Origin of the sequence: Geomonas diazotrophica (assembly GCF_019063885.1) — a bacterium.
Lineage (GTDB): Bacteria > Desulfobacterota > Desulfuromonadia > Geobacterales > Geobacteraceae > Geomonas > Geomonas diazotrophica.
Genome location: NZ_CP077684.1, coordinates 464,493 through 488,762 on the forward strand (window position 1 = coordinate 464,493; position 24,270 = coordinate 488,762).

Consider the following 24,270-nt stretch of genomic DNA (forward strand, 5'->3'; position numbering starts at 1 on the left):
GACATACAACCGGGTAAGGTGCAACCTTTTCATTGCTCCAGGGCGCCCAGGAGAACCCCCAGCGACGCGGGCGCGGGGATGAGGAAGATGCTCCCGCCGCAGAGCGAATCGGAGACCGAGAACATGGCGTCCATCATCACCACCACCTCATCGCCGTCTCCCCGGTCCAGGGCGCGGGCGAGGATGTCGCTCCCCTGTCCGGTGCTCAGGGCGGGGACCGAGGGGAGCAGGGTCATCTTGAGCGAATTCCCCAGGGCGTTGAGGCAGGCCGAGGCGAGGATGTTGCCCACCTCCATCAGGGTGGCGCGCTCCATCTCTGAGAGCGGCTCCCCCTCCTTGGGGAGTTTGCCGAGCAACAGTTCCAGGATGCGGTGCGCGTTTTCCTGGAGCAGGAGGATGATGATGCTGCCGCGCACGTTGCCGAGGATCTGCAACTGCAGGGCTGTCGCCTCCTGCGATTCGAGCAGGTGGGGCAGGGCGGAGCCATCCAGCACCTGGAGTCGGGGCACCTGGATGCTCACCCCCTTCCCCATCAGCTGGGACAGGGCGACGGCGGCGTGCTGCATGCCGGTGTTGCACACCTGGGTGAGCGCCTTGAGTTCGCCATCGTGCAGGTCTTGGTGCGCCATGCTAGCCTCCGGAGATGAGCCGTTCCCCGCGGGGGGGACGGCGGCTGAGGGTAGGGAAACGGTTCACAGGAGCCCGGCCAGGTCGAGGATGGCGACGATCTCGCCGTCGCCGAGGGTCGCGCCCCCGGCTACCCCGGCCATCTTGGAGAGCGGCCTCCCCAGTTGCTTTACGAACAGCTCGTGCTGCCCCAAAAGGCGGTCCACAACGATGCCGACCCGGCGCCCCTTGGCCTGTGTGACGAAAAGGGGGAGGATGCCGTCCGGAAAGCGACCAAGCGGCAGCCCCAGCACCCGGTTCAGCGACAGCAGCGGGATCGGCTCGCCGTCCAATTGGAACATCTGCCTCTTCCCCATGGTCTCGATCTGGCCACGGGAGAGCTCGACGGTGCGCTGCACCGCGTTCACCGGGATGGCCGCCTTCACCTGGCCGATCTGCACCACGAGGGCGTGGATGATGGCGATGGTGAGCGGGAGCCTGAGCGTGATGGTGGTGCCGCGTCCCGGCTCGGAATCAATCCCCAGGGTCCCCCCGAGCTTCTGGATGGCGGCGTTGACCGCGTCCATCCCGACCCCCCGGCCGGAGATGTCGGTCACCTCCTTCGCGGTGGAGAAGCCGGGGATGCAGGACAGCATCAGCGCCTGGTCCGGCGACAGCAGCTCGCCCTCCTCGGGGGACAAAACCCCCTTGGCGATGGCCGCCTCGATCATGGCCTTGGGCTCCATGCCGCGGCCGTCGTCGCGGACGGTGATCTGGATGCGGTCCCGGTCCCGGGTCACCGCGAGCCACACCGTTCCCCTGGCGGGCTTGCCGGCCCGCTCCCGCTCGCCGCTCTCCTCGATGCCGTGGTCCACGGCGTTTCTGAGGATGTGGTTCAGGGGATCGACCAGCTGCTCCAGCATGCCGCGGTCCAGGCCGATCTCGCGCCCGGTCAGCTCGAAATGGATCTCCTTGCCGCTTTTCTTGGCGACCGAGCGCACCGAGCGCTGGAAGCGGTCGCTGATCGCCTCGAAGGGCATCAGGCGCACCTTCATCACCTCGTCGTGCAGGGCGCGCAGAAGCTTCGCCGTCTCGGAGACCGCGTCGTCGAGCGCCGGTGAGGCGAGCTCCCGGCCGATGTTCAAAAGGCGCTGCTTGTTGGTGACCAGCTCGCCGGTCAGGTTGATCAGGTGGTCCAAAAGCTCGGTCTTCACCCGCACCGTGCCACCCGCCTCGCCGGCCGACTCCTTCGCCTTTTCCGCCTCGGCGGCGGGAGGCGCAGCCGCGTCCGGGTGGGTGGGCTCCGGCTCCGCCTGGACCTCCCGGCTCGCCTTCGGTCGCGCCGGGGTGTAGATCGCCAGCCGCTGCGCGTAGTCGCCGGTGGGGAGGGTGGAGGGGCGCTCCTGCTCCACGTCGTCAAGCAGCGCGTCGATCAGGTCGACCCCTTCCAGGAGCAGGTCGGCCACCCCGGCGTCGAAGGGGAGGGCGCCGTCGCGCACCCGCGCCATCAGGTCCTCCATGCCGTGGGCCACCACCACCACGTCGCCGTACTCCATGGAGGCCGCCATCCCCTTCAGCGAGTGCGCGCCGCGAAACAGCGCGTCGACGGCGCTGCGCTCCGCGGGGGACTGCTCGAGGGCCACCACCTGCTCGGCGATGCTGCGCAGGTACTCCCGGGATTCCGAGAGGAACAGGGCCTTGTACTGCGACATGTCCATCGTTTACCCCTGGGCCACTTCCCTGAGCACCCGGAGCACCAGCTCGGGGTTGAAGGGCTTCAGTATGAACGCCTTGGCGCCGGCCACGGTCGCCGCCGTGGTGAGCGCCTCCTGGCCGATGGCGGAGCACATCACCACGCGGGCGCCGGCGTCGTAGGCCATGATCTCCTGCAGCGCCTCGATTCCGGTCTTGTTGGGCATCACGATGTCCAGGGTGACCAGGTCGGGGAGGCACTCCTTGTACTTCGCCACCGCCTCCACGCCATCGGATGCCTCGTCGGCTATCTCGTACCCCTCTTCCACGAGGATGTCGCGCAGCATTTTCCTCATGAACAGGGAGTCGTCCACTATCATGACCTTCAAGGCCATCAGGTACCTCCTGGTTTGGCATCGTTGGGAACGGATCCCTGCAGCTCCTGCTCCAGGCCGCTCAAGAGCGCCTCCAGCCGGATCAGGCGCACGCTCCCCTGCGGCGTCTCGAGCAGCGCCTCGGTGAGCGGGTCGTCGTGGCTGCTGGCGCCGGTGATGCTCCCGGCGTCGAGGATGGAGCCTACCGCGTCCACCTTGAGGGCCAGGTGGGCGAGCCTGGTGTCGATCACCAGGAGTTTGCCCGGCAGCGGGCGGCTCTGCAGGCCAAGGTAGCTCGCCAGGTCCACCAGCGCGGTCAGGTTGCCGTGGAAGTTGATCAGCCCCAGGTAGTGGGGGGGCACCCCGGCGAAGGGGTAGCACTGCTGCGGCTCCATCACCTCGCAGACCTCCTGCAGGTTGAAGGCGAAGAGCTGACGCGCCGCGCTGAACAAAAGCAGGCGCTGCGGGGTCACGCCTCGGGCTCCGGCACGGTTTCCGGCTCGACCTGGAACCGCTCCACCGAGCGCAGGAGCTCGCCGGCGAGCTGGGCGAGTTCCTGGGTCTGGAACACCATCTCCTGCATGGCGGCGTGCTGCTCCTCGGTCGCGGCTGACACCTCCTCGGTGGAGGCCGCGTTGTCCTCGGCCACCTTGGCGATCTCGTCGACCATGCTCACCATCTTGGCGGCGCCGGTCGTCTGCATCTGGGACAGGTCGGCGATGGAATTGGCCTTCCTCTCGGTCTCGACGACGGTTGCCAGGATCTCCCTGAAGGCGTCCGCGGTGACGTCGAGGTTCTTCTTCCCGACGATGATGCCGCGCGAGCTGTCGGTGATGGTCTCCTGCAGCCGGCGGCTCTCCACCTTCACCAGGTCGATCAGTTCCACGATGTCGGTGGCGCTCTTGGCGCTGCCGTCGGCGAGCTTTCTCACCTCCTCGGCCACCACGCCGAACCCCTTGCCGTACTCGCCGGCGCGGGCCGCCTCGATGGAGGCGTTCAGGGCGAGCAGGTTGGTCTGGCGGGACATTTCCACGATGAAGTCGGCGATCTTCCCCACCTGCTGCAGTTTCCCGTTCAGGTCCATGAACTGCATGCTGATCAGCTCCACGGAGTCGAAGAAGCTCTTCAGCCGCTCGACGGAGTCGTTGGCGAGCTCCCCCCCCTTCTGCGCGGTGAGGCTGGTCTCACGCGCCGCCTTGGCCGTCTCCTTGGCCCGGCGCGCCACAAGGTCGACCGAGATCGCCATCTCGTGGATCACTTTGGCGCTCTTGGCAAGCATCTCCGCCTGGTTCTCCGCTCCGCCGGAGATGCTCTCGATCGCCTGGGCCACCTCCTCGGTGGAGGCGTTGATCTCCAGGGCGCTGGAGGAGAGGGTGCGCGATGACTCGGAGACGCGCTCCGAGGTCTCCCGGATCTGGCGCACCAGGGCGCGCAGGTTTTCCTGCATGGTGTTGATGGAGAGCGCCATGGAGTGGGTCTCGTCGGGGAAACGGGTCGCCGGGAAGTTGAGGTCGCGGGAGAGGTCCCCCTGGCTGATTGACTCGGTGGCGCCGGTCAAAAGGGAGATGTTCTTCGTGAAGCTCTTGGAGAAGAACGATCCCAGGATGAGCCCCACCGTGAGCGCCACGACGTAGGAGATGACGCTGGTGAGCTCGGGGGAGTACTGCAGCAGCTGCACCGCGGAAGGGACGAAAACGACGGCGGCGACGACGGCCAGAAAGCCGAGGATGAACTTGTAGCCGATTTGGATGTACATGGGGGAATTGCTCCTTTTCCTGCTCAAAAAATCGGTCGGGCTATCATAGGGCCCGGTAGATCCGCTCCACCGGGCAGATGGTCCGGAAGCGCTTGCGGGCCGTGCCGAAAAGGGTCTCGGCCTTGCCCAGCACCAGGTAGCCTCCGGGGGAGAGGGCGTCCGCGAAGCCGTTCAGGACGGTTTCCTGGCGCTCCCTTTCGAAGTAGATCAGCACGTTGCGGCAAAGGATGAGATCGCAGGGGTCCCACCCCTGCCGGTGGTTCAGGTCGGCGTGTTCGAAATGGACCTGCTCGCGGAGCTCGCGGCAGAGGCGGTAGCGGCTCCCCTCGGGTGCGAACCACCGCTCTAGGACCCCCGGGGGGAGTTCCGCCAGCCGGTCCGGGTGGTACAGACCTTCCCGCGCCTGCTCCAGGATGGCCGTGTCCACGTCCACGCCCAGGATGGTGACCCGTCCCGCGTCGATGGCCGCGGGAAAGCGCTCCTTCATGAGCAGTGCCAGGGTGTAGGGTTCCTCGCCGCCGGCGCAGCCGACGCTCAGGGCCCGGATTTGGTCGCGCTGCTCGAACAGCTGCGGCAGGATCTCGGCGCCCAGTTTTTCGAAAACCGGCGGATTCCTGAAGAAGTGGGAGACGTGGATGGTGAGGACCCGGAGCAGGTGGTCCTGTTCCGCGGTGCTGCGGGTGAGTAGTTCGCCGTACGCCTCGGGGGAGGGGGAGTGGGTGGCGCGGACCCGGATGTGGATGCGCCGCTTGACGCATTTGTCCTTGTACCCGTCCAGGGTGAACCCCGAGCGGGCCTTGAGGATGCGCCCGATGACCTCGAAGGTGTCCGGGGCGATATCCGGTTCGACGCTGCCGCTTATGCCGCTAAGCATCTGCCGCGCCGCGGGCGTTTGCCGCCGACTGCCTTCTTTCCGGTACAACCGAGGCCATCGTGAAACCCCTGAGGTGGTGAGGATGCTGCCCAAATGGAGCATGGATAGCATAACTGCCGCTCGATAGTCAATGAGGACGTCCACTTGCGGCAAAAAAGGGGGTGTGGGGGAGAAAAAGGGGGGGAGGGGGAGAAGCGGTGAGAAGGTTCCCTCCCCCCGGAAGGGGGGAGGGAGAGGGGAGGGGACGCCGTACCTGGCTACGAGGCGAGGTAGGCGGCGATGTTCTCGGTCAGGGTGCGGTAGATCTTGCGGCACTCCTCCTCGTCGCGCTCCAGCAGGGTGACGCGGAAACCGAGGAGCTCGGTGTTGAAGGAGGAGAGCGGCACCACGCAGATGCCGGTGTGGGCCAGGATGTAGTAGACGAAGCGCTTGTCCGGCGCGACGCCGGGCTGGTTCACGATCCCCTCCACCAGCGCGCGGATCTCGGGGTTCTTTATCGGCAGGCTCTGGGTGTGGTTCAGCACCCCCTGCTTGAAGGGAACCGCCATGTAGAAGGCGCCGTTGGTGCGGTTCACCGACAGCTCGGGGACCCGGGAGAGCGCGTCGTACATGATGTTGCTCATCTTCTCGTAGCGGCCGATGCGCTCCTTCAGGTAGTTGTGGTACTCCGGGTGCTTCATCACGGCGGGGAGGCAGCGCTGCGGCAGCGTCGTGGAGCAGACCTCGTTCATCTTGGACGAGAGGATGGAGTTGACGAACTTCTTGAAGCGCGGGTCGCGCTCGCCGTTGTAGACCTCGATCCAGCCGCAGCGCGAGCCGGGCCAGGGGAGTTCCTTGGAGATCCCCTTCATGGCGATGGCAGGGACCTCGCCGATCACGTCGGAGATGGGTACCGTGTGCTCGCCGTTGTAGACGATGTTGCTGTACACCTCGTCGGCGATCAGGAACAGGTCGTACTTCTTGGCGATGGCCACGATCTCTTTCAGCACCTCGGGGGGGTAGACCATGCCGGTCGGGTTGTCCGGGTTTATGAGCATGATCCCCGAGATCTGCGGGTTGTACTTCACGTGGCACTCGAGGTCCTCCATGTCGGGGTACCAGTTGTCCTCGGGTTTCAGCCGGTAGCAGACCGGGACCGCGTTGGCGTGGGCCGCCTCGCCGATGGAGTGGGTGGTGTAGGTCGGCGACGGCATCAGCACGCGGCTCTCGGCCCTCAGGTTCCCGTAGACCTTGGCGATGGCGTCGCCCAGCCCGTTGAAGAAGATGATGTCGTCCGGGGTGATCTGCGCGCCGCCGCGCTTGTTGGTGATCTCGCAGATGAACTCGCGGGTCTCCAGCACGCCGCGGGTGGGGCAGTAGGCGTAGCTCTCGTCGTGCATCGCCTCGGTCGCAACGATCTCCTTCATCCAGAGCGGGATGGTCTCTCCCTTGACGATGGGGTCCCCGATGTTCTCCCAGTTGATCTTCACCCCGAGGCGCTGCACCTTCTCGGCCACGGTGACGATGTTTCGGATTTCGTAGGTGAGTTCTCCCGCGCCGGGAGTAACTATGTCGTTGCGCATTCTTTCCCCCCTGATGGTATGTATCTGCTGCGACTAGAGCCGTTTTTTGTATAAAAAAAGGCCGCGGGGGTCCCCCACGGCCTTCAGTAGAAATTTATTGTTTTCTAATCAGCAGTGGCGGCTCTTGAAAGGTCTGGCCGCTGCTGCCGCGTGGACGGTGCCACGTGATGTAACGCTGTTAGTATACATGACGCCTCAAATAGCATGCAGGGAATTCAATGTCAATGTTTTTTCTCTTTTCAGCGCCTTCCAGCCAGCGAGACGGTGAGCCTCCCGTCGGGGTCGCGCCAGCGCAGCCACCCGGCCGGCGCCTCCACCCGGGCCCACTCCTGCGCCACCTCAAGGACCCTGAGCTCCTGGTCCCGGGAGAGCGGCGCCGAGGGGGCCGGCTCGCCGCCGGGGGCCTGGCGCAACTGGTACCACTCCTTCTTCAGGCCGGGGAGAAGCCGCACCGTGCGCCCCGGCAGGAAGTCGCGCCACTCCCGGTACTCCCACCCGCGCGCCTTTTCGAGCCACCCCTGGCGCCCGGCCTCGTCCAGCGCGACCCGCACCCAGCCGCCGCGCCGCTCGCTCGCCGCCAGAAGGGGCTCAGCGTCGTCGCCGGAGAGCCGCGGCAGCGCCTGGGGCGTGGTCTCGGCCAACCGATGCAGGCCCGGTTCCTGGTACAGCGCGAGGCTCTCCGGCTGCCACCCCGCCCCCTGCCTGAGGATAAGCACCCCGCAGCCGCTGTAGGGGCGCGGGGCGGGGAGGGCGGCCACTGCCGCTGAGCCGGCACCGGCCAGCAGCAGGGTGCACGCTAAAACGAATCTCACATCTCCACCAGGGCAAACTCGTTGCCGTCCGGGTCGGCGACAACCGCCATTTTGCCCCACGGGCTCTTCTCCAGGGGCTCGGTGAAACGCACTCCCTCCCGGGTAAGCCGGGCGTAGAGCTCCTCGAGCCCCTTCACGGTGAAGGTGATGCCGGTGTGGCGCCCGACCAGCTTCTGCGCCGCGTCGTGCATGGCCAGCGACACCCCAAGGGCGGTCCCCTCGCCGGGGAGGAACTCCATCATGTATTCGGTCTCCTGCCCCGCGGGGAGCCCTAACTGCTCCCGGTAAAAACGACGCGCGGCCTTGATGTCCTTGACAAATACAACGATATTCTTAATTTTCTCTACCATGAAAACCGCCTTGAATGATATGTTGTGACAGCGTTCTAATAGATAGCAGAGTGGGCGGGCGCTGGCAAGGCTAATCCGTCGCCGGAAGGCGACGCGCCGCCCGTTACAGGGGGGAAGCGTGACGCAGCAATTCAAACCCAGGGAGGTCTACGTCGCCTCCTCGTACCTCGCCCCGGTCGGGCGCTACAACGGCCGGGAGCGCGAGGCGCTGAGCTTTTTGGAGATGGCCGAAAAGGCGGGGGAGGTCTTCGCCGGGAGCCGGATCCGCCGCTCCGAGGTGGGCGCCGTCGTGGTGGGGTGCCAGAACCCGGTCGCCTTCTCCGGGGTGGACAACACCGCGGCCAAGATCGCCGGGGTGCTCGGCATCTCCGGGGCCAAGTCGGTGCTGATCGACACGGCCTCCTCCTCCGGCGCCTCCGCGCTCGAGTACGCCTACCTGCAGATCGCCTCCGGGCGCTGCGATCACGTGCTCGCCATCGGCATCCAGAAGATGAGCGACGTCTCCACCGGGCAGGCGACCCGCATCGTCGCCGGGGTGATCGACAAGGACGAGGCCGAGTTCGGGCTCTCGATGCCCGCCTGCGGCGCGCTGGTGGCCCGCTCGCTGATCGAGCGGCTCAGGCTTTCCACCGAGGAGTGGACCGCCTTCTCCGCGCTTCTGACCCAAAGGGCACACCGCTTCGCCGCCAGGAACCCCGACGCCCACCTCTCCTTCGAGATCCCGCTCGAGGAGTACTACCGCCAGATCGTCACCGGCAAGAACTACCGCTACTGGTGGCCCCTGCGCTACCACGACTTCTGCCCCATGTCCGACGGGGTCGCCGCGGTGCTCCTGTCGGCGACGCCGCACGAGGTGATCGTCTCGGGGGTGGGGAGCGCCACCGACATCCCCACCATCGCCGACCGCCCCTACTTCCACAGCTTCCCCGCCACGGTCCGCGCCGCCGCCGAGGCCTACGCCATGGCGGGCATCAGGAAGATCACCGACTTCGCCGGAAAGATCCACGTCAACATGCACGACCCCTTCAACGGGTTCGGCCCCATCAACATGGTGGACCTTGGCTTCGTCCCGCGCCGCCGCATCGTCGAGGCGCTCTTGAACGACGAGCTGACCGGCGAGTTCGGCAGTTTCCCCACCAACCTGACCGGCGGGCTCAAGGGGCGCGGCCACCCGCTGGGGGCCACGGGGATGATCCAGATCGTGGAGAACCACCGCCTGATCACCGGCGGGCGCTTCCAGATGGGGCTTGCCCACTCCATCGGCGGGCCGATCAACAACAACGTGGTGACGCTCCTGGAGCGGACCAGCCACTACCGCCAGCGCTCGCACCCCGCACTCTCACCGTGGGGGCTTCCTCCACTGGGGCGCATGAAACCCAAGAACCTCACCCTGAACGAGCTCTTGAACGGGGAGCCGGTGGAGGGGCGCTTCGTCGCAGCCACCACCCGCTTCGACTTCAAGACCGGCGTCCCGGAGGGGATCATCATCATCGTCTCCTGCCTGGCCCAGGGGCGGCGCTATTCCTTCCTGTTCGGGGTGGGGGGGGAGCACTACGAGAAGGTCGTGCAGCTGAAATCCGGGGAGCCGGTCAGCCTCGAGCGCAGCGGTGAGGAGATCCTGGTGAACCGCATCCCGGTCAGGAAGTTCTACAAAAGGACCATGGACGGCGTCCTGGAACTGGCCGGCAGCGGCTGGAAGAAGCTCACCGGCAACGGCTAGCGGGTTTGCCTTGACACCTCGTTCCGGATCGGTATAGTAGCCAGCCGGTCCGGGCTCCCCGGGCGACCGCAAAGCTAAGGAGCAAGCGCAACATGACCCTGCTGTTCAAGATCCTGGGCGTCATCTTCGCCCTTTTCATCGTGCTGTTCGTTTTCATAGTGATCGAGGAGTCATTCCTGGGGGGGCGCCGCAGAAGGAAGCTGGAGCGCAAGGCGCGGGCCGAACAGGCGGCGCGGGATGCGGAAACAAAGTAAGTAGTCCTTGCCGCCGGTCGATTTCCCCCTCGCCCTCCGGGATGGGGCAGGGGTGAGGGTGCCGCCGCGAACAGGAGTGCCACGGGCAGGCGGGCTGACGGAGGCGTTATGGGTGACGCAGTGAAGGTGGTCGCCATCGTGGGAAGCTACCGCAAGGGGGGCATGGTCGACCAGGTGGTGGATGCGGTCCTGGCCGGAGCCGCCGCGGCCGGCGCACAGGTCGAGAAGGTTTACCTCCTGGACACCCACGTCGAGTTCTGCACCAACTGCCGGCTCTGCACCCAGACGCCGGGAGGGGCGCGCGGCATCTGCCCGGTCGCCGACGAGATGGCGCGGCTGCTCGACCTGGTGGAGGGGTGCCAGGGGGTGGTGCTCGCCTCCCCGACCAACTTCGGGGCGGTCACCGCCCTCACCAAGAGGTTCGTGGAGCGTCTGGTCTGCTACGCCTACTGGCCCTGGGGCACTCCGGCGCCCAAGGTCCGCAGCCGGGAAAAGCCCAGGCGGGCGGTGCTGGTGGCGGCGAGCGCGGCGCCGGGCTTCATGGCCCGGCTGTTCACGCCGGTCGTGAAGATGCTCAGGCAGAGCGCGGAGCTGCTCGGGGCGAGCTGCATGGGGACCATCTTTGTGGGGCTTTCGGCCAGGGAGGAGCGTCAGTGTGCGGGAAGGCGCGTCCTGGCGAAGGCGCGCCTTTTGGGAGGGAAGCTGGCGACGGGGAGGTAGCTGCCGCGGCTAGCGGCGCGGGGCCGCCATGGTGAAGCCGTCCTCGCTCCCCCAGATGCGGCGCGGACGCCTGGCGGGCGTGCGCAACGGCACGTCGGCCCTGCCCCGGGCCAGGAGGTGCGGCAGGGCGGCTGCTGCCGCCAGGAGCGCTGCCGGGGGTGCGGTTTTTCCGGTGAGATGCTTCGATGCTGCCATAGGTTCCTGCGTCATGCCTTCCTCCTGCTGCGACTGTCGAACCTGGAGACAAGCAAGAGACGTTCCCTCCCGCTAACACATCGAAATCGTTGCCGGTGATCCGGGGAAAGGGTCCTTTTTGACGGACGTTTTTTTGACTTTCGGCCCCTTTTGACGGGATTTTGACGCGGGAAGGCGCCGGCCGATGAGCCTCGCGCGCTCCCTCCCCTCATGAGTATCTCGTTGATTTTTTCCCGACAACTTTAGTATAGTGACCCGGATAGCCCCCAAAGCCAAAGGAAGGACATATGGTACGAAAAATACTGACCTATCCGGACCCGGAGTTAAAGAAACGCTCCTTGCCGGTTACCGTGATTACCGAAAAGACCCGCGAGCTGGTGCGCGACATGGCCGAGACCATGTACGACGCCCCCGGGGTGGGGCTTGCCGCCCCCCAGATCGGGGTGCACCAGCGCATCGTGGTGATCGACGTCTCGTGCAAGGACGAACAGCCCGAGCTGATCGTCGCCATCAACCCCGAGATCGTTCACGCCGAAGGTGAGGCCTACGAGGAGGAGGGGTGCCTGTCGGTGCCCAAGTTCTCGGCCAACGTGCGCCGCCACGCCCGCGTGGTGGTGAAGATGCTGAACCTGGACGGCGAGGAGGTGGTGATCCGCGCCGACGACCTGTTGGCGATCGCCTTCCAGCACGAGATCGACCACCTGGACGGCGTCCTCTTCATAGACCACCTCTCCCCGCTCAAGAAGGGGCTCTTCCGCAAGCGCTACCAGCGCGCCCAGGAAGAGGCAAAGGAGCAGCAACGATGACCGGTTTGCGTATCGTCTTCATGGGGACACCCGAATTCGCCTGCCCCACCCTGCGCACCCTGATCGAACGCGGTGAAAACGTGGTGGCCGTGGTCACCCAGCCCGACCGCCCCAAGGGGAGGGGGCAGCAGACCCTCCCGCCTCCGGTCAAGGTGGTGGCGCAGGAGCACGGCATCCCGGTGCTGCAACCGGTGAAGGTGCGCCTGCCCGAGTCGATCGAGGAGATCCGCGCCCTGGAGCCGGACCTGATCGTGGTGATCGCCTTCGGCCAGATCCTCCCCAAGGCGCTCCTGGACATCCCGAAGCACGGCTGCATCAACGTGCACGCCTCGCTCCTGCCGCGCTACCGCGGCGCCGCGCCGCTCAACTGGTGCATCATAAACGGCGAGACCGAGACCGGGGTCACCACCATGATGATGGACGTGGGGCTCGACACCGGCGATATGCTGCTCAAGAGCGCCACCCCGATCGACCCGGACGAGGACACCCAGAGCCTGCACGACCGGATGTCGCAGCTGGGCGCCGAGCTCCTGGCCCAGACCCTGGACCGCCTGGTCGCCGGCGAGCTCACCCCCGAGAAGCAGGACGACGCGCTCACCTGCTACGCCCCCATGATGAAGAAGGAAGACGGCCTCATCGACTGGACCAGGAGCGCCCGTGACATCAAGAACCAGGTGCGCGGCATGACCCCCTGGCCCGGCGCCTTCAGCTTCCTCGACGACAAGCTCCTGAAGGTGTACAAGGTGCAGACCGCCGCCGGAACCGGGACCCCCGGCGAGGTGGTCGCTGCCGGCCGCGATGGCATCGAGGTCGCCTGCGGCGAGGGGAGCCTCGTGATCCGTGAGCTGCAGCTGGAAGGGAAGAAGCGGATGGCGGCCGGGGATTTCCTGGCCGGCTACAAGGTGCCGGCGGGCTCGCTGCTGGGCAAAAAGGATTCTGCAGTTGGGGCATAAAGGAACCTATCAGAAACCGCCCCAGAAGCGACTCTTCGTGGCCCTCATGGGGGTGACCTGCCTTCTGGTGGTGGGGCTCATCTACCTGGGGTGGTACATCCCGACCATGGGGCTGGCCAACATCCACCCGGACCTGCCGCGCGTGGTGGGGATGGTGTTCGCCGTCCTCTCCGGCATCGCGGTCCTCGGGACCGCCCTCCTGGTGCTCACCACGGCGCTCGGCAAGGACATCCTCGGCACCAGGTTCATGCGCGGGGTCGTGATCAAGTTCCTGCTCCCGCTCATCGAGCAGATCGGCAAGCTCTGCGGCATCTCCAAGGACACCATCCGCCAGTCCTTCGTGGCCATGAACAACTCCCTGGTGATTTCGCAGCGCCTGAAGATCAAGGCGGACCGGATCCTGATCCTGCTCCCCCACTGCCTGCAGCTCGCCGAGTGCGAGATCAAGGTCACCGGGGAGATCGACAAGTGCCTGCGCTGCGGCCGCTGCGACATCATGGGGCTCGCCGACCTGGCCCGCAAGTACAACGTCGACATATCGGTGGCGACCGGCGGCACCCTGGCCAGGAAGGTGATCATCGAGAAGCGCCCCAAGCTGGTCCTGGCCGTCGCCTGCGAACGCGACCTCACCTCGGGGATCAAGGATTGCTACCCCCTGCCGGTGATCGGGGTGCTCAACGACCGCCCCTTCGGCCCCTGCTTCAACACCCGCGTCGACGTCGACAAGATCGACGCCGCGCTCCGCTCGGTGCTGGCCTAGCCCCTCCATGCCTTCCGGCACGCCGCACCCCGCCAAAGAGTCCGCCATGCGTCTTATGTTCTGCCTGCTGCTCCTCTTCCCGCTCCTCTTCCCGCTCCTGATACTGGCGCCGGGCTCTTCCCACGCGCTGCAGATCTCCGACTACCGCGCGCTGCGCGAGCCGGTCGCCGACCGCTCGGGGCGGGAACTGTGGGCCATCAGGGGCTTTAAGGAGGATGGCGTGCCGCACCGGCTCGCCGTCGACCCCGTCACCCTGCAGAGCTTCGACCTCCCGGCGGCCGACCTGGTCCCGCGAAGGGAGGGCGATTTCAACGCCACCCGGCTGGGGCGCGCGGTGAAGCGCTACACCGCTCCCCCGTACCGGCTGCAAAACGGAGGCGCCACCCGCGCCGAGACCGCTGCCGACGGCTTCTTTCTCACCGTCGATCTCTGCCCCTCCAAGCGCCCCTTCGAGCGCGAGCTCTTCGAGGCCGCGGCGGCGCTCTCCCGTGGCAAGGCGGTGCCCGTGGCGGTGATGGTCACCGGGGTGTGGCTGGAGAGCCACCCGGAGGAGGTGGCCTACCTGAAGGGGGAGGTCGCCGCGGGGAGGCTCGCGGTCACCTGGGTGAACCACTCCTGGCACCACCACTACGACCCCAAGGTGCCGCTTCCGGGGAACTTCCTGCTGGCGCCGGGGACCGACCTGCGCGCCGAGGTGCTGCAGCTGGAGCAGCAGCTCCTCTCCCGCGGGATGGTTCCCTCCCCCTTTTTCCGCTTTCCCGGCCTTGTTTCCGACGGCGCCGCCATGAACCTCCTGGCGGAGCTCTCCCTGGTCCCGATCGGCGCCGACGCCTGGCTCGCCAAAGGGGAGCAGCCGCGCCGCGGCAGCTTCATCCTGGTGCACGGCAACGGCAACGAGCCCAAGGGGGTCCGGCTGGCGCTGCCGCTGTTGAAGGGGGTGGGGGTGCACCTCCTGCCGCTTGCCGCGGCCTTTGCCGACTGAGCGCGGCTCCGTCCGCGCCGCAACCCGCGGCACCCGCCGCGTTCCCGCCGGCCGGGCTCCGGCCCAAGCCGCTCCCGCCGGTCCTGTCACGAGGTAGGTCATGAAGACTCTTCTGCTCGCGGTGATAGCCCTTGCCCTTGCCGTAACCCCGTTCTCCACCCGCGTAACCGCCGCTGCCGCCCCGAAGCGGGTAGTCGCCGTCTCCTTCGCCCCGGTCCTCAACACCCCCGACTTCGCCGGCAGCTTCGGCGGTAAGGTCGCGCTTGATCCCTGCCGCGGGGTGCGCCCCATCGAGTTCATCGCCCTGCCGGGCACCCTGTTCGCCGTTGAGGGAGAGCTGGAGAAGAACGGCGTCAAGGTGCTGCGGGTGACCAGCAACGATTATCCCTATCCTTCCAAAACCGGGTTGTACGTTGATGCCCGCTTCGTAGAAGAGGCCGATGCGGCGGCCAAGGACCGCCCGCGCCACCTCCCGGAGCTGGCGGAGATTCAGAAACGGCTTTTGGCGGCTCTGGGCAAACCGTACGTGTGGGGAGGGAACGTGAAGGATGGCGTTCCGCTTTTGCGCAAGTACTACCCGCACGGGGACCCGCTGGCCGGGGTGGACTGCTCGGGTCTTCTCTACCAGGCTACCGACGGCTTCACCCCCAGGAATACCTCCACCCTGATCGGCTACGGCGAGGCGGTCCCGGTGGCGGGGCTCTCCGCCGAGGCGATCGCGCGCAAGCTCAAGCCACTGGACCTCCTAGTCTGGAACGGACACGTGATGGTGGTGCTCGACGACGAATCGATCATCGAAAGCAGGATGGGGTGCGGCGGGAAGCGAAGCGGGGTGATGATGACGCCCAGGCTTGAGCTCATCAGGCAGATCATGAAAACGAGAAAGCCCGCGGACAGCTTTCCCAAGGGGAGCGCCGGGGGCGGGGCTTTCGTGGTGCGCCGGTGGTTCCCCCCGGGGGGAGCCGGGGCGCCCTAGGCCAGGGCGCGGACGAGGCTCATGTTCATCCCTTTGGGATCGACAAGGACCGGGTCGGGGACCCCCAGCAGTTCCTCGGAACAGGGGAGGGGACCCTCCGGGACCACCTTCAGGAAGACCGCCACGATGCCCGGGTCCAGCGCCTCTCCGCTCATGGAGCGCACCATTTCCCGCGCCTCTGCATAGGGGTACCTCCTGCGGTAGGAGCGGTCCATGGTGAGTGCGTCGTAGACGTCGGCCACCGACACGATGCGCGCCTCCAGCGGGATCGCCTCCCCTTTCAGCCCGAGGGGGTAGCCGGTCCCGTCGTATTTCTCGTGGTGGTGGCGGATGATGTTCTTGGCGACTTCGGAGAGCCTCGCCTTTTCCGCCAGGTCGGCGCCCCAGTCGGTATGGAGCTTCATGGTTTCGAACTCGTCCTCGTTGAGCCGTCCGCTGCCGTTGAGGATCAGCTCGGAGACGCCGATCTTGCCGCAGTCGTGCAGCCAGCTGCCGTACTTGATCTGACGCAGGCTCTCCTTGGAGAGTCCCATGGCGTCGGCGATCAGAAGGGCGTAGACCGCCACGCGGTCGCAGTGCCCCTTGGTGCTGGGGTCCTTGAGCTCGATGGTCTGGGCCAGGGAGCGCAACACCGCCTCGTCCTCCCGCCTCATGACCTGCACGGTCCGGTAGCGCCTGAGCCCCTCCTGCACAACGTCCAGTATCTCCTGCTCCTTCCAGGGCTTCAGCAGGTAGCGGAACACCTCCGAGTTGTTGATGGCGGCAAGCGCGGTGGCGAGGTCGACGTAGGAGGAGATGAGCACCTTGACGGTGTCCGGCGAGAGCCGGCGCAGTTCGGTGAGAAAATCGAGCCCGGACATCCCGGGCATGCGGTTGTCCGAGACCACCACCGCGATCTCGTGATGCCGGAACAGCTCGAGGGCCTCGGCGGCGTTGCTGGCGGTGAGCAGGTCGATTCCCTGCGACCTGAACAGGTCGACGGAGGCTTGCAAGATCAGCTTGTTGTCATCCACGAAAAGAACTTCAGCCGCCATCGACATTTCCCCCCGCTCATAACTCATTGCACAAAAGCAAGCACCGGCCTGTCGTGCCGCCAAGGCGCGGTCCGACGCGGCAGCATGGTAATTCTTCATGAATTCGTTGTCAATTGCTAATCCGGGGGGGGGGAGGGTGCGGCCGGCGCCGCTCTGGGGGCTACTCGGCGCAGCAGGAGAGCTGGGTGAGGTCGCGGTTGAAGGCTTGGGCGCACAGGCGCAGCCCCTCGCCCATGGAGGGGTAGACGTGCAGCGTGTCGGCGAGTTCGGCCACCGTCATGCGGCAGCGGATGGCGAGGGCGGCCTCGTTGATGATGTCGGCGCCGCGGTGCAGGCAGAGATGGACGCCGAGGATCCGGTCGGTGACGCGGTCGGCGACTATCTTGACGGCGCCGTCCAGCGCCCCGGTAACGTGGGCCTTGGGTATCGCGGAGGCGGGTATGGTGTGGCTCTCCACGTCGAAGCCCGCCAGGCGCGCCGCCTCCTCGCCGTAGCCCACCATGGCCACCTCGGGATCGGTGAAGATGGCCATCGGTAAAGTCTGGTAGTTCACTTCGCAGTGGCATCCGGTCTGCAGCATGTTGTCCACCGCGGCGATCCCTTCGCGCGCCCCCACCGTGGCGATTTGCATGCCGCCGGTGACGTCGCCGGCCGCCCAGATGCCCGGCGCCGTGGTGCGCATCTCGCCGTCGACCTTGATGAAGCCGCGCGGGTCCAGCTCCACCCCGGCCCGTTCCAGCCCGATCCCTTCCGTGGCGGGGGCGGTCCCCACCGCCAAGAGGAGCTGCTGAGAGGAGAACTGGTGCGGCTCGCCGTCGACCAGCGCCTCGACCCGCACCCCTGCCCCTTCGCGCGCCACCGAGCAGATCGCGGCTCCCACCACCACCCTCATCCCCTCGCCCTCCAACGCATGCTGCAGCGCAAGTGCCGGCTCCGGTTCCACCGCGGGAAGCACGCGCGAACCGTGCTCCAGTATGGTGACCGGGACCCCCAGCCGGTGGAACATCTGCCCGAGCTCCAGTGCGATGACCCCGCCGCCGACCACGGTGAGCGATTCCGGGAGGCTCTTCAGGAGGAGCGCGCTCTTGCTGGTCAGGTACGGGGTCCGCTCCAGCCCCGGTATGGCGGGAACGCGCGGGTGGCCGCCGGTCGCGATCAGGATGCGGTCGCTTTCGATGACCCGGTCCTCCACCTGCACCTTGCCGGGGGCGACGAATACCCCCTTCCCCTTGACGAGGGACAGCTCCGGAAGCTGCGCCAGGACGTCCAGGTACTTCTTCTGCCTCAGTTCCTGCACCACGGCGAACTTGTGCCGGTCCAGGGTGGGGAAGTCGATGCCTTCCCTGCGCACCCCAAGGCCAAGCCGCTCGCCCAGCTCGGCTTCGTGCCGGAACAGGGCGCAGTGGATCAGGGTCTTCGAGGGGATGCACCCCCAGTTGATGCAGGTGCCGCCGAGGACGCTCCGCTCGATCATGATGGATCGGGCGCCGCGCTCCTTGGCCCTCAGCGCCGCAGCGAAGGCGGTGGAGCCCGATCCTAATATGACGATTTCCTCTGTCGTACTCATGTGAATTTCCCCCTCGCTAAGTTTACCGTCCCGGCGGCGGCCGGTAAACAGGAGAATTCACCGGTATTTTCCCCTCCCCCTTGCCGCCCACCCTCCCGGGCGCCCCCGCGGCGCCCCGTTTTTACTGTGTTTGCGGGTGATATTCCTTGACAGCGCCGGGTGCGCTGTTGTAATCTGGCGAGCCTAACTGTTTGGATACAGTAAACTTTTTTATTCAAAAAGCTGCACCACTTGAAATATACGATTTGATCGGAGGCGGCGTGTTGACATTTCAGGATCTGATCCTCTCCCTGCAGGGGTATTGGGCGGGACAGGGGTGCGTAATCCAGCAACCCTATGATACGGAAAAAGGGGCGGGGACCTTCAACCCGGCCACCTTCCTGCGCGTGCTCGGGCCCGAGCCGTGGAAAGTGGCCTACGTGGAACCGTCCAGGCGGCCGACCGACGGGCGCTACGGCGAGAACCCGAACCGCCTGCAGCACTACTACCAGTTCCAGGTGATCATGAAGCCCTCGCCCATGAACATCCTGGACCTCTACCTCGACTCCCTGCGCGCCTTCGGCATCGACCCGAACAAGCACGACATCCGCTTCGTCGAGGACGACTGGGAATCCCCGACCCTGGGCGCCTGGGGGCTTGGCTGGGAGGTCTGGCTGGACGGCATGGAGATCACCCAGTTCACCTACTTCCAGCAGGCCGGCGGCATCGATCTGAAGCCGGTCTCCTCGGAGATCACCTACGGCTGCGAAAGGATCGCCATGTACCTGCAGGGCGTGGACAACGTCTACGACCTCGAGTGGGTCAAGGGGGTCAAGTACGGCGACATCCACCACGAGAGCGAGGTCGAGTTCTCCACCTACAACTTCGAGGAGGCCGACGTCGACATGCTGCTCAGCCTCTTCAAGATGTACGAGAATGAGTGCGTCCGCCTGGTGGAGAAGGGGCTCGTGCTCCCCGCCTACGACTACGTCATGAAGTGCTCCCACACCTTCAACCTCCTGGACGCCCGCGGCGCCATCTCGGTCACCGAGCGCGCCTCCTACATCGGCAAGGTGCGTAACGTGGCGCGCCTGTGCGCCGAGGGGTATCTGCAGATGCGCGAGCGGCTCGGCTTCCCGCTCCTGAAAGGAGGTCGCTAATGGCTAAGGATCTGTTCCTCGAAATAGGTTGCGAGGAGATTCCGGCCGGCTTCGTCCCCAAGGCGATGGCCGACATGGAAGCCCTCATGAAGCGCGAGCTGGAGACGGCCCGCATCGAGTTCGGCGAGATCGTGACGCTCGGCACCCCGCGCCGCCTGGTGCTGGCGGTGAAAGGGATGGCTGAGCGCCAGCCCGACGCGGAACTGACCGCCATGGGGCCGGCCAAAAGCGCCGCCTACGACGCCGACGGCAACCCGACCAAGGCCGCCCAGGGCTTCGCCCGCGGTCAGGGTGTGGAGGTCGCCGACCTAAAGGTGGTCATGACCCCGAAGGGGGAGTACCTCGCCGCGGTCAAGAGTGAGGTGGGGCGCGACACCGCCGAGCTCCTCCCGGAGATGCTGCCCCGCCTGATCGGCAACATCCCCTTCAAGAAGTCCATGCGCTGGGCCGACTTCGACGTCCGCTTCGCCCGCCCGATCCACTGGATCGTGGCGCTCTACGGCGGCACCGTGGTTCCCTTCTCCTTCGGCAACATCGAGAGCGGCTCGGCCTCCCGCGGCCACCGCTTCATGGCCAACAACACCTTCCCGGTGCGCGACCTCGCCCACTACCTGGAGGAGTGCGAGCGCCACTTCGTGATTCCCGACCCGGAGAAGAGAAAGGCGATCATCCGCCAGGAGATCGACCGGGTGGCCCGCCAGGCCAAGGGGAACGTGCTCCCCGACGAGGCGCTCCTCGAGCAGGTTTCCTTCCTGGTCGAGTACCCCTCCGCCGTGCACGGCACCTTCTCCCCCGACTTCCTGGTCGTGCCGCGCGAGGTCCTCATCACCTCCATGCGCGAGCACCAGCGCTACTTCTCCCTGGTGGACGACCAGGGGAAACTGCTGCCGGGCTTCATCACCATCAACAACACCCTGACCGAGGACCCCTCCGTCGTGGTCAAGGGGAACGAGCGCGTCCTTCGGGCCCGCCTCTCCGACGCCCGCTTCTTCTTCGACGAGGACCACAAGGTGAAGCTCGAGACCCGCGTCGAGAGCCTGAAGAGCGTGGTCTATCAGGCGAAGCTTGGCACCTCCTACGAAAAGATGGAGCGCTTCCGCGAGCTGGCCAAGGGGCTTGCCTCCCGGCACAACCCCGCTGTGGTCGACAAGGCCGCCCGTGCCGCCACCCTGTGCAAGGCGGACCTCGTCTCCGGCATGGTCGGTGAATTCCCCGAGGTTCAGGGGATCATGGGACGCGAGTATGCGCTGCATGACGGCGAGGACGCGGCGGTCGCCAACGCCATCGCCGAGCACTACCTCCCCACCCAGGCCGGCGGCGAGCTCCCCGCCTCCGACATCGGCGCCTTCGTTTCGCTCGCCGACAAGATAGACACCATCTGCGGCTGCTTCAGCGTGGGACTTATCCCCACCGGCTCCGCCGACCCGTACGCGCTGCGCCGCTCGGCGCTGGGCATCATCAACATCATCCTGGACAAGGGGTACCGCGAGCCGGTCTCCGGCCTCGTGAGGGCATCCCTGGAACTCCTCGCCGCCAAGGCGACCCGCCCTGTCGAGGACGTCTACAAGGACGTCATCGAGTTCTTCCGCGGCCGCTTCGTGAACCTGATGGCGGACCGCTACCCCTCCGACGTGGTGGACGCGGTGGTCTCCGTCTCCTTCGAAGACCTGGTCGAGGCGGCCGCCAAGATCCAGGCACTCGCCGAGTTCAGAAAGCGCGAGGACTTCGCCGCGCTGGCCGGCGCCTTCAAGCGCGTCGGCAACATCGTGAAGGAAGGGGTGGACACCCCGGTAGCCGCCGACCTCTTCCAGGAGCCGGCCGAGGGCGCGCTCTACGAGGCGCAGCAGCAGGTGAAGCAGAAGGTGGATGCGGCACTCTCCGGCGCCGACTACCTCGCCGCCCTCACCGAGATCGCCACCTTGAAGCCCGCCGTCGACCTCTTCTTCGACAAGGTCATGGTCATGGCGGAGGACGAGAAGGTGCGCGGCAACCGCCTGGCGCTTTTGACCTCGATCGCGCGGCTCTTCGGGAGCCTGGCGGATTTCGCGAGGTTGTCGGCATGAAAAGACTGCGACAGCTGAACCCGGGATGCGGCACCCTGGAGCAGGCCAACGCAGCAGCACAACGATTTATCTGACGCTCACGTAAACAGCCGTCCGGGTGCAACTCCCGGCGGCTGTTTGCCTTTTTCGGTTTATGTGTATACTTTAAGCTCCAAATTTATTAACAACATCTAAGGAGGGTGCACATGGGAACGCAGTACGTCTACTTTTTTGGCGCGGGCAAGGCTGACGGCAACGCCAAAATGAAGGAGCTTCTGGGGGGGAAGGGGGCCAACCTGGCGGAGATGACCGCCATCGGTCTCCCGGTTCCGGCCGGCTTCACCATCACCACGGAAGTCTGCACCGAGTACTACAAGAACAACCAGCAGTACCCGGCCGCGCTGACCGCCGAGGTCGAGGCGAACCTGGCCCGCGTCGAGGGGCTCATGGGCAAGAAGTTCGGCGACGCCAAGAACCCTCTCCTGGTCTCGGTCCGCTCCGGCGCCCGCGCCTCCATGCCAGGCATGATGGACACCATCCTGAACCTCGGTCTCAACGACACCACGGTGCAGGGGATCATCGCCCAGTCCGGCGACGAGCGCTTCGCCTACGACGCCTACCGCCGCTTCGTGCAGATGTACTCCGACGTTGTCATGGGGATGCACAAGGACGAGCTGGAGCACCTCCTCGAGCGCAAGAAAGAGGCGCGCGGCGTGCACCTCGACACCGACCTGAAGGCCTCCGACTGGAAGGAGCTGGTCGGCGAGTTCAAGGCGAAGATCAAGGCGACCCTCGGGGTCGACTTCCCCGAGGACCCGAAGGAGCAGCTCTGGGGCGCCATCGGCGCCGTTTTCGGCTCCTGGATGAACCAGCGCGCCATCACCTACCGAAAGCTCAACAACATCCCGGCCGACTGGGGCACCGCGGTCAACGTGCAGTCCATGGTGTTCGGCAACATGGGTGACGACTGCGCCACCGGCGTCGCCTTCACCCGCGATCCCTCCACCGGCGAGAACTACTTCTACGGCGAGTACCTGGTGAACGCCCAGGGCGAGGACGTGGTGGCGGGCATCCGCACCCCGCAGCCGATCAACCGCGCCAAGTACAAGCCGGGCGACCTCCCCTCCATGGAGGAGGTGCTCCCCGAGTGCTACCAGCAGCTGGCGCATATCAGGGATATCCTTGAGCGTCACTACAAGGACATGCAGGACATCGAATTCACCATCGAAAAGGGGATCCTCTACATGCTGCAGTGCAGAAGCGGCAAGAGGACCGCGAAGGCGGCCCTGAAGATCGCCGTGGACATGGTGGCCGAGGGCCTCATCGACGAGAAGACCGCGGTCCTGCGCGTCGCCCCGAACCAGCTGGACCAGCTGCTGCACCCCTCCCTCGACCCGAAGGCGGAGAAGAAGGTGATCGCCAAGGGGCTCCCGGCCTCCCCGGGGGCGGCCTCCGGCGAGGTGGTGTTCACCGCCGACGAGGCGGAGAGCGCGGCGAAGCTCGGCCACAAGGTGATCCTGGTGCGCGTCGAGACCTCCCCGGAAGACATCCATGGCATGCACGCGGCCCAGGGGATCCTCACCGCCCGCGGCGGCATGACCTCGCACGCGGCGGTGGTCGCCCGCGGCATGGGCAAGTGCTGCGTGGCCGGCTGCGGCGACATCAAGGTGGACTACCAGTCGGGGCAGTTCGTGGCCAAGGACGGCAGCGTGATCAAGAAGGGTGACGTGATCACCCTGGACGGCTCCACCGGCGAGGTGATGAAGGGCGCCGTCCCCATGGTCGCCGCAGGCGTCGGCGGCGACTTCGCCACCGTGATGGCGTGGGTGGACAAGTTCCGCAGGATGAAGGTCAGGGCCAATGCGGACACCCCGCACGACGCCAAGACCGCCCGCGAATTCGGCGCCGAGGGTATCGGCCTGTGCCGCACCGAGCACATGTTCTTCGAGGCGGACCGGATCGCCGCCGTGCGCGAGATGATCCTTTCCGCCGACCTCGAGGGTAGGAAGAAGGCGCTCGCCAAGATCCTCCCCATGCAAAAGGGTGACTTCAAGGGGCTCTTCCGCGAGATGAAGGGGCTCCCCGTCACGATCCGCCTCCTCGACCCGCCGCTGCACGAGTTCCTCCCCCAGGAGGACAGGGACATCGAGGCGCTCTCCGCCACCATGGGGGTCTCCGTGCAGACCCTGAAGCACAAGGTGGAGTTCCTGCACGAGTTCAACCCGATGCTCGGGCACCGCGGCTGCCGCCTGGGCGTCACCTTCCCCGAGATCTACGACATGCAGGTCCAGGCCATCATGGAGGCGGCCTGCGAGCTGGTTAAGGACGAAGGGTTCCAGATCGTCCCCGAGATCATGATCCCGCTGGTGGCGGTCACCAAGGAGCTCTCCATCATGCGCGCCAACGCGGTCGCCGTCTGCGAGGATGTGCAGAAGCGCTACGGGGTGAAGGTGGAGTACCTGATCGGCACCATGATCGAACTGCCGCGTGCGGCGATCACCGCCGACAGCATCGCCACCGAGGCCGACTTCTTCTCCTTCGGCACCAACGACCTGACCCAGACCACCTTCGGCCTTTCCCGCGACGATGCCGGCAAGTTCCTCCCCTTCTACGTGGAGAACGGCATCCTGGAGGACGACCCGTTCGTCACCCTGGACCAAAGCGGCGTGGGCGCCCTGGTCCGGATGGGTTGCGAGAAGGGGCGCGCAACCCGCCCCAACATCAAGCTCGGCATCTGCGGCGAGCACGGCGGCGACCCCGCCTCGGTCATCTTCTGCGACTCGGTCGGGCTCGACTACGTCTCCTGCTCTCCGTTCCGGGTGCCCATCGCGCGCCTGGCCGCCGCCCACGCCACGCTGAACGCCCAGGCGGCCGCTCCGGCCAAGGGGGGCGCAGCGGGAAAGGGAAGTGACGCCCTGCAGCAACCCGTGGCCAGCGCCTAGTCCGGCAGGCGGCACGGCACGGGCGTCGCGAGAACGCCGGAGAGCTTGACACATTTGGTGTAAACGTGTATTAGCGGATAGCGTCCTTGAGACGCAAAGAGGGGGGGGGCGGATCGAGCCGCCCCCCCTAATCGACAACAGCAGCACAGGAGAA

Annotated in this window: 23 protein-coding genes; 11 read left to right on the forward strand and 12 right to left on the reverse strand. The window is 66.2% G+C overall.

Annotated features, from left to right (window positions below; translation table 11 throughout):
* Positions 1-29: 29 nt before the first annotated feature.
* The 9 genes from KP003_RS02025 to KP003_RS02065 form a co-directional block, all read right to left on the reverse strand.
* Positions 30-629, reverse strand: coding sequence for a chemotaxis protein CheC (locus KP003_RS02025; RefSeq protein ID WP_216497346.1), 600 nt, complete (start codon positions 627-629; stop codon positions 30-32).
* Between the two features lie 63 nt (positions 630-692).
* Complete coding sequence (locus KP003_RS02030) at positions 693-2,324, reverse strand: chemotaxis protein CheA (protein ID WP_216497345.1); 1,632 nt, start codon at positions 2,322-2,324, stop codon at positions 693-695.
* A 3-nt stretch (positions 2,325-2,327) separates the two neighbouring features.
* A complete protein-coding gene (locus tag KP003_RS02035) occupies positions 2,328-2,693 on the reverse strand; it encodes a response regulator (RefSeq protein ID WP_216497344.1) in 366 nt (121 codons plus the stop codon).
* Positions 2,693-3,145 (reverse strand): chemotaxis protein CheW, encoded by a 453-nt coding sequence (locus tag KP003_RS02040; protein WP_216497343.1) that lies wholly within the window; start codon positions 3,143-3,145, stop codon positions 2,693-2,695. Before KP003_RS02040 ends, KP003_RS02035 begins: the two co-directional genes overlap by 1 nt.
* Complete coding sequence (locus KP003_RS02045; RefSeq protein WP_216497342.1) at positions 3,142-4,428, reverse strand: methyl-accepting chemotaxis protein; 1,287 nt, start codon at positions 4,426-4,428, stop codon at positions 3,142-3,144. The genes KP003_RS02040 and KP003_RS02045 overlap by 4 nt, the downstream gene beginning before the upstream one ends.
* A gap of 43 nt (positions 4,429-4,471) precedes the next feature.
* Positions 4,472-5,302, reverse strand: coding sequence for a CheR family methyltransferase (locus KP003_RS02050; RefSeq protein ID WP_216497341.1), 831 nt, complete (start codon positions 5,300-5,302; stop codon positions 4,472-4,474).
* A gap of 257 nt (positions 5,303-5,559) precedes the next feature.
* Positions 5,560-6,864, reverse strand: coding sequence for a pyridoxal phosphate-dependent aminotransferase (locus tag KP003_RS02055; protein ID WP_216497340.1), 1,305 nt, complete (start codon positions 6,862-6,864; stop codon positions 5,560-5,562).
* Positions 6,865-7,103: 239 nt separating this feature from the next.
* Positions 7,104-7,676, reverse strand: coding sequence for an SH3 domain-containing protein (locus KP003_RS02060; RefSeq protein ID WP_216497339.1), 573 nt, complete (start codon positions 7,674-7,676; stop codon positions 7,104-7,106).
* Positions 7,673-8,026, reverse strand: coding sequence for a VOC family protein (locus KP003_RS02065; protein WP_216497338.1), 354 nt, complete (start codon positions 8,024-8,026; stop codon positions 7,673-7,675). The genes KP003_RS02060 and KP003_RS02065 overlap by 4 nt, the downstream gene beginning before the upstream one ends.
* A 118-nt stretch (positions 8,027-8,144) precedes the next feature.
* Between KP003_RS02065 and KP003_RS02070 the strand changes: the two genes are divergently transcribed.
* The 3 genes from KP003_RS02070 (at position 8,145) to KP003_RS02080 (ending at position 10,720) form a co-directional block, all read left to right on the forward strand.
* Positions 8,145-9,746 carry a thiolase family protein gene (locus KP003_RS02070; RefSeq protein ID WP_216497337.1) on the forward strand — a complete coding sequence of 534 codons (1,602 nt, stop codon included), beginning with the start codon at positions 8,145-8,147 and terminating at the stop codon, positions 9,744-9,746.
* Positions 9,747-9,838: 92 nt separating this feature from the next.
* Positions 9,839-10,000, forward strand: a complete 162-nt coding sequence (locus KP003_RS02075; protein WP_216497336.1) for a hypothetical protein — start codon at positions 9,839-9,841, stop codon at positions 9,998-10,000.
* 108 nt (positions 10,001-10,108) lie between these two features.
* Positions 10,109-10,720, forward strand: coding sequence for a flavodoxin family protein (locus KP003_RS02080; RefSeq protein WP_216497335.1), 612 nt, complete (start codon positions 10,109-10,111; stop codon positions 10,718-10,720).
* Between the two features lie 9 nt (positions 10,721-10,729).
* On the opposite strand, the gene KP003_RS02085 is transcribed toward KP003_RS02080, so the two are convergent.
* Positions 10,730-10,930, reverse strand: a complete 201-nt coding sequence (locus KP003_RS02085) for a hypothetical protein (protein ID WP_216497334.1) — start codon at positions 10,928-10,930, stop codon at positions 10,730-10,732.
* Between the two features lie 272 nt (positions 10,931-11,202).
* On the opposite strand from KP003_RS02085, the gene def reads away from it, so the two are divergent.
* The 5 genes from def to KP003_RS02110 all read left to right on the forward strand — a co-directional run bounded on the left by def (position 11,203) and on the right by KP003_RS02110 (position 15,392).
* A complete protein-coding gene (def, locus tag KP003_RS02090; RefSeq protein ID WP_216497333.1) occupies positions 11,203-11,721 on the forward strand; it encodes a peptide deformylase in 519 nt (172 codons plus the stop codon).
* Positions 11,718-12,674 (forward strand): methionyl-tRNA formyltransferase, encoded by a 957-nt coding sequence (gene fmt / locus KP003_RS02095; RefSeq protein ID WP_216497332.1) that lies wholly within the window; start codon positions 11,718-11,720, stop codon positions 12,672-12,674. Before def ends, fmt begins: the two co-directional genes overlap by 4 nt.
* Positions 12,664-13,434, forward strand: coding sequence for a DUF116 domain-containing protein (locus KP003_RS02100; RefSeq protein ID WP_236026712.1), 771 nt, complete (start codon positions 12,664-12,666; stop codon positions 13,432-13,434). The genes fmt and KP003_RS02100 overlap by 11 nt, the downstream gene beginning before the upstream one ends.
* A 46-nt stretch (positions 13,435-13,480) precedes the next feature.
* On the forward strand, positions 13,481-14,416 hold the full coding sequence (locus KP003_RS02105) for a polysaccharide deacetylase family protein (protein WP_239027592.1): 936 nt from the start codon (positions 13,481-13,483) through the stop codon (positions 14,414-14,416).
* A gap of 100 nt (positions 14,417-14,516) precedes the next feature.
* Entirely contained in the window at positions 14,517-15,392 is an 876-nt protein-coding gene (locus tag KP003_RS02110) for an NlpC/P60 family protein (protein WP_217300239.1), read from the forward strand.
* On the opposite strand, the gene KP003_RS02115 is transcribed toward KP003_RS02110, so the two are convergent.
* Positions 15,389-16,426, reverse strand: a complete 1,038-nt coding sequence (locus tag KP003_RS02115) for an HD-GYP domain-containing protein (protein WP_239027593.1) — start codon at positions 16,424-16,426, stop codon at positions 15,389-15,391. The two genes, KP003_RS02110 and KP003_RS02115, sit on opposite strands and share 4 nt — an antisense overlap.
* 160 nt (positions 16,427-16,586) lie before the next feature.
* Positions 16,587-17,993 (reverse strand): mercury(II) reductase, encoded by a 1,407-nt coding sequence (merA, locus tag KP003_RS02120; RefSeq protein ID WP_217300240.1) that lies wholly within the window; start codon positions 17,991-17,993, stop codon positions 16,587-16,589.
* A gap of 263 nt (positions 17,994-18,256) precedes the next feature.
* Here merA and glyQ point away from each other — a divergent pair, with 263 nt between their 5' ends.
* The 3 genes from glyQ (at position 18,257) to ppdK (ending at position 24,116) form a co-directional block, all read left to right on the forward strand.
* The gene (gene glyQ, locus KP003_RS02125) at positions 18,257-19,132 is read left to right on the forward strand and encodes a glycine--tRNA ligase subunit alpha (protein ID WP_236026710.1); all 876 of its coding nucleotides are present in this window, start codon (positions 18,257-18,259) and stop codon (positions 19,130-19,132) included.
* A complete protein-coding gene (gene glyS / locus KP003_RS02130; protein ID WP_216497326.1) occupies positions 19,132-21,195 on the forward strand; it encodes a glycine--tRNA ligase subunit beta in 2,064 nt (687 codons plus the stop codon). Before glyQ ends, glyS begins: the two co-directional genes overlap by 1 nt.
* Before the next feature lie 185 nt (positions 21,196-21,380).
* A complete protein-coding gene (gene ppdK / locus KP003_RS02135) occupies positions 21,381-24,116 on the forward strand; it encodes a pyruvate, phosphate dikinase (protein ID WP_216497325.1) in 2,736 nt (911 codons plus the stop codon).
* Positions 24,117-24,270 lie beyond the last annotated feature (154 nt).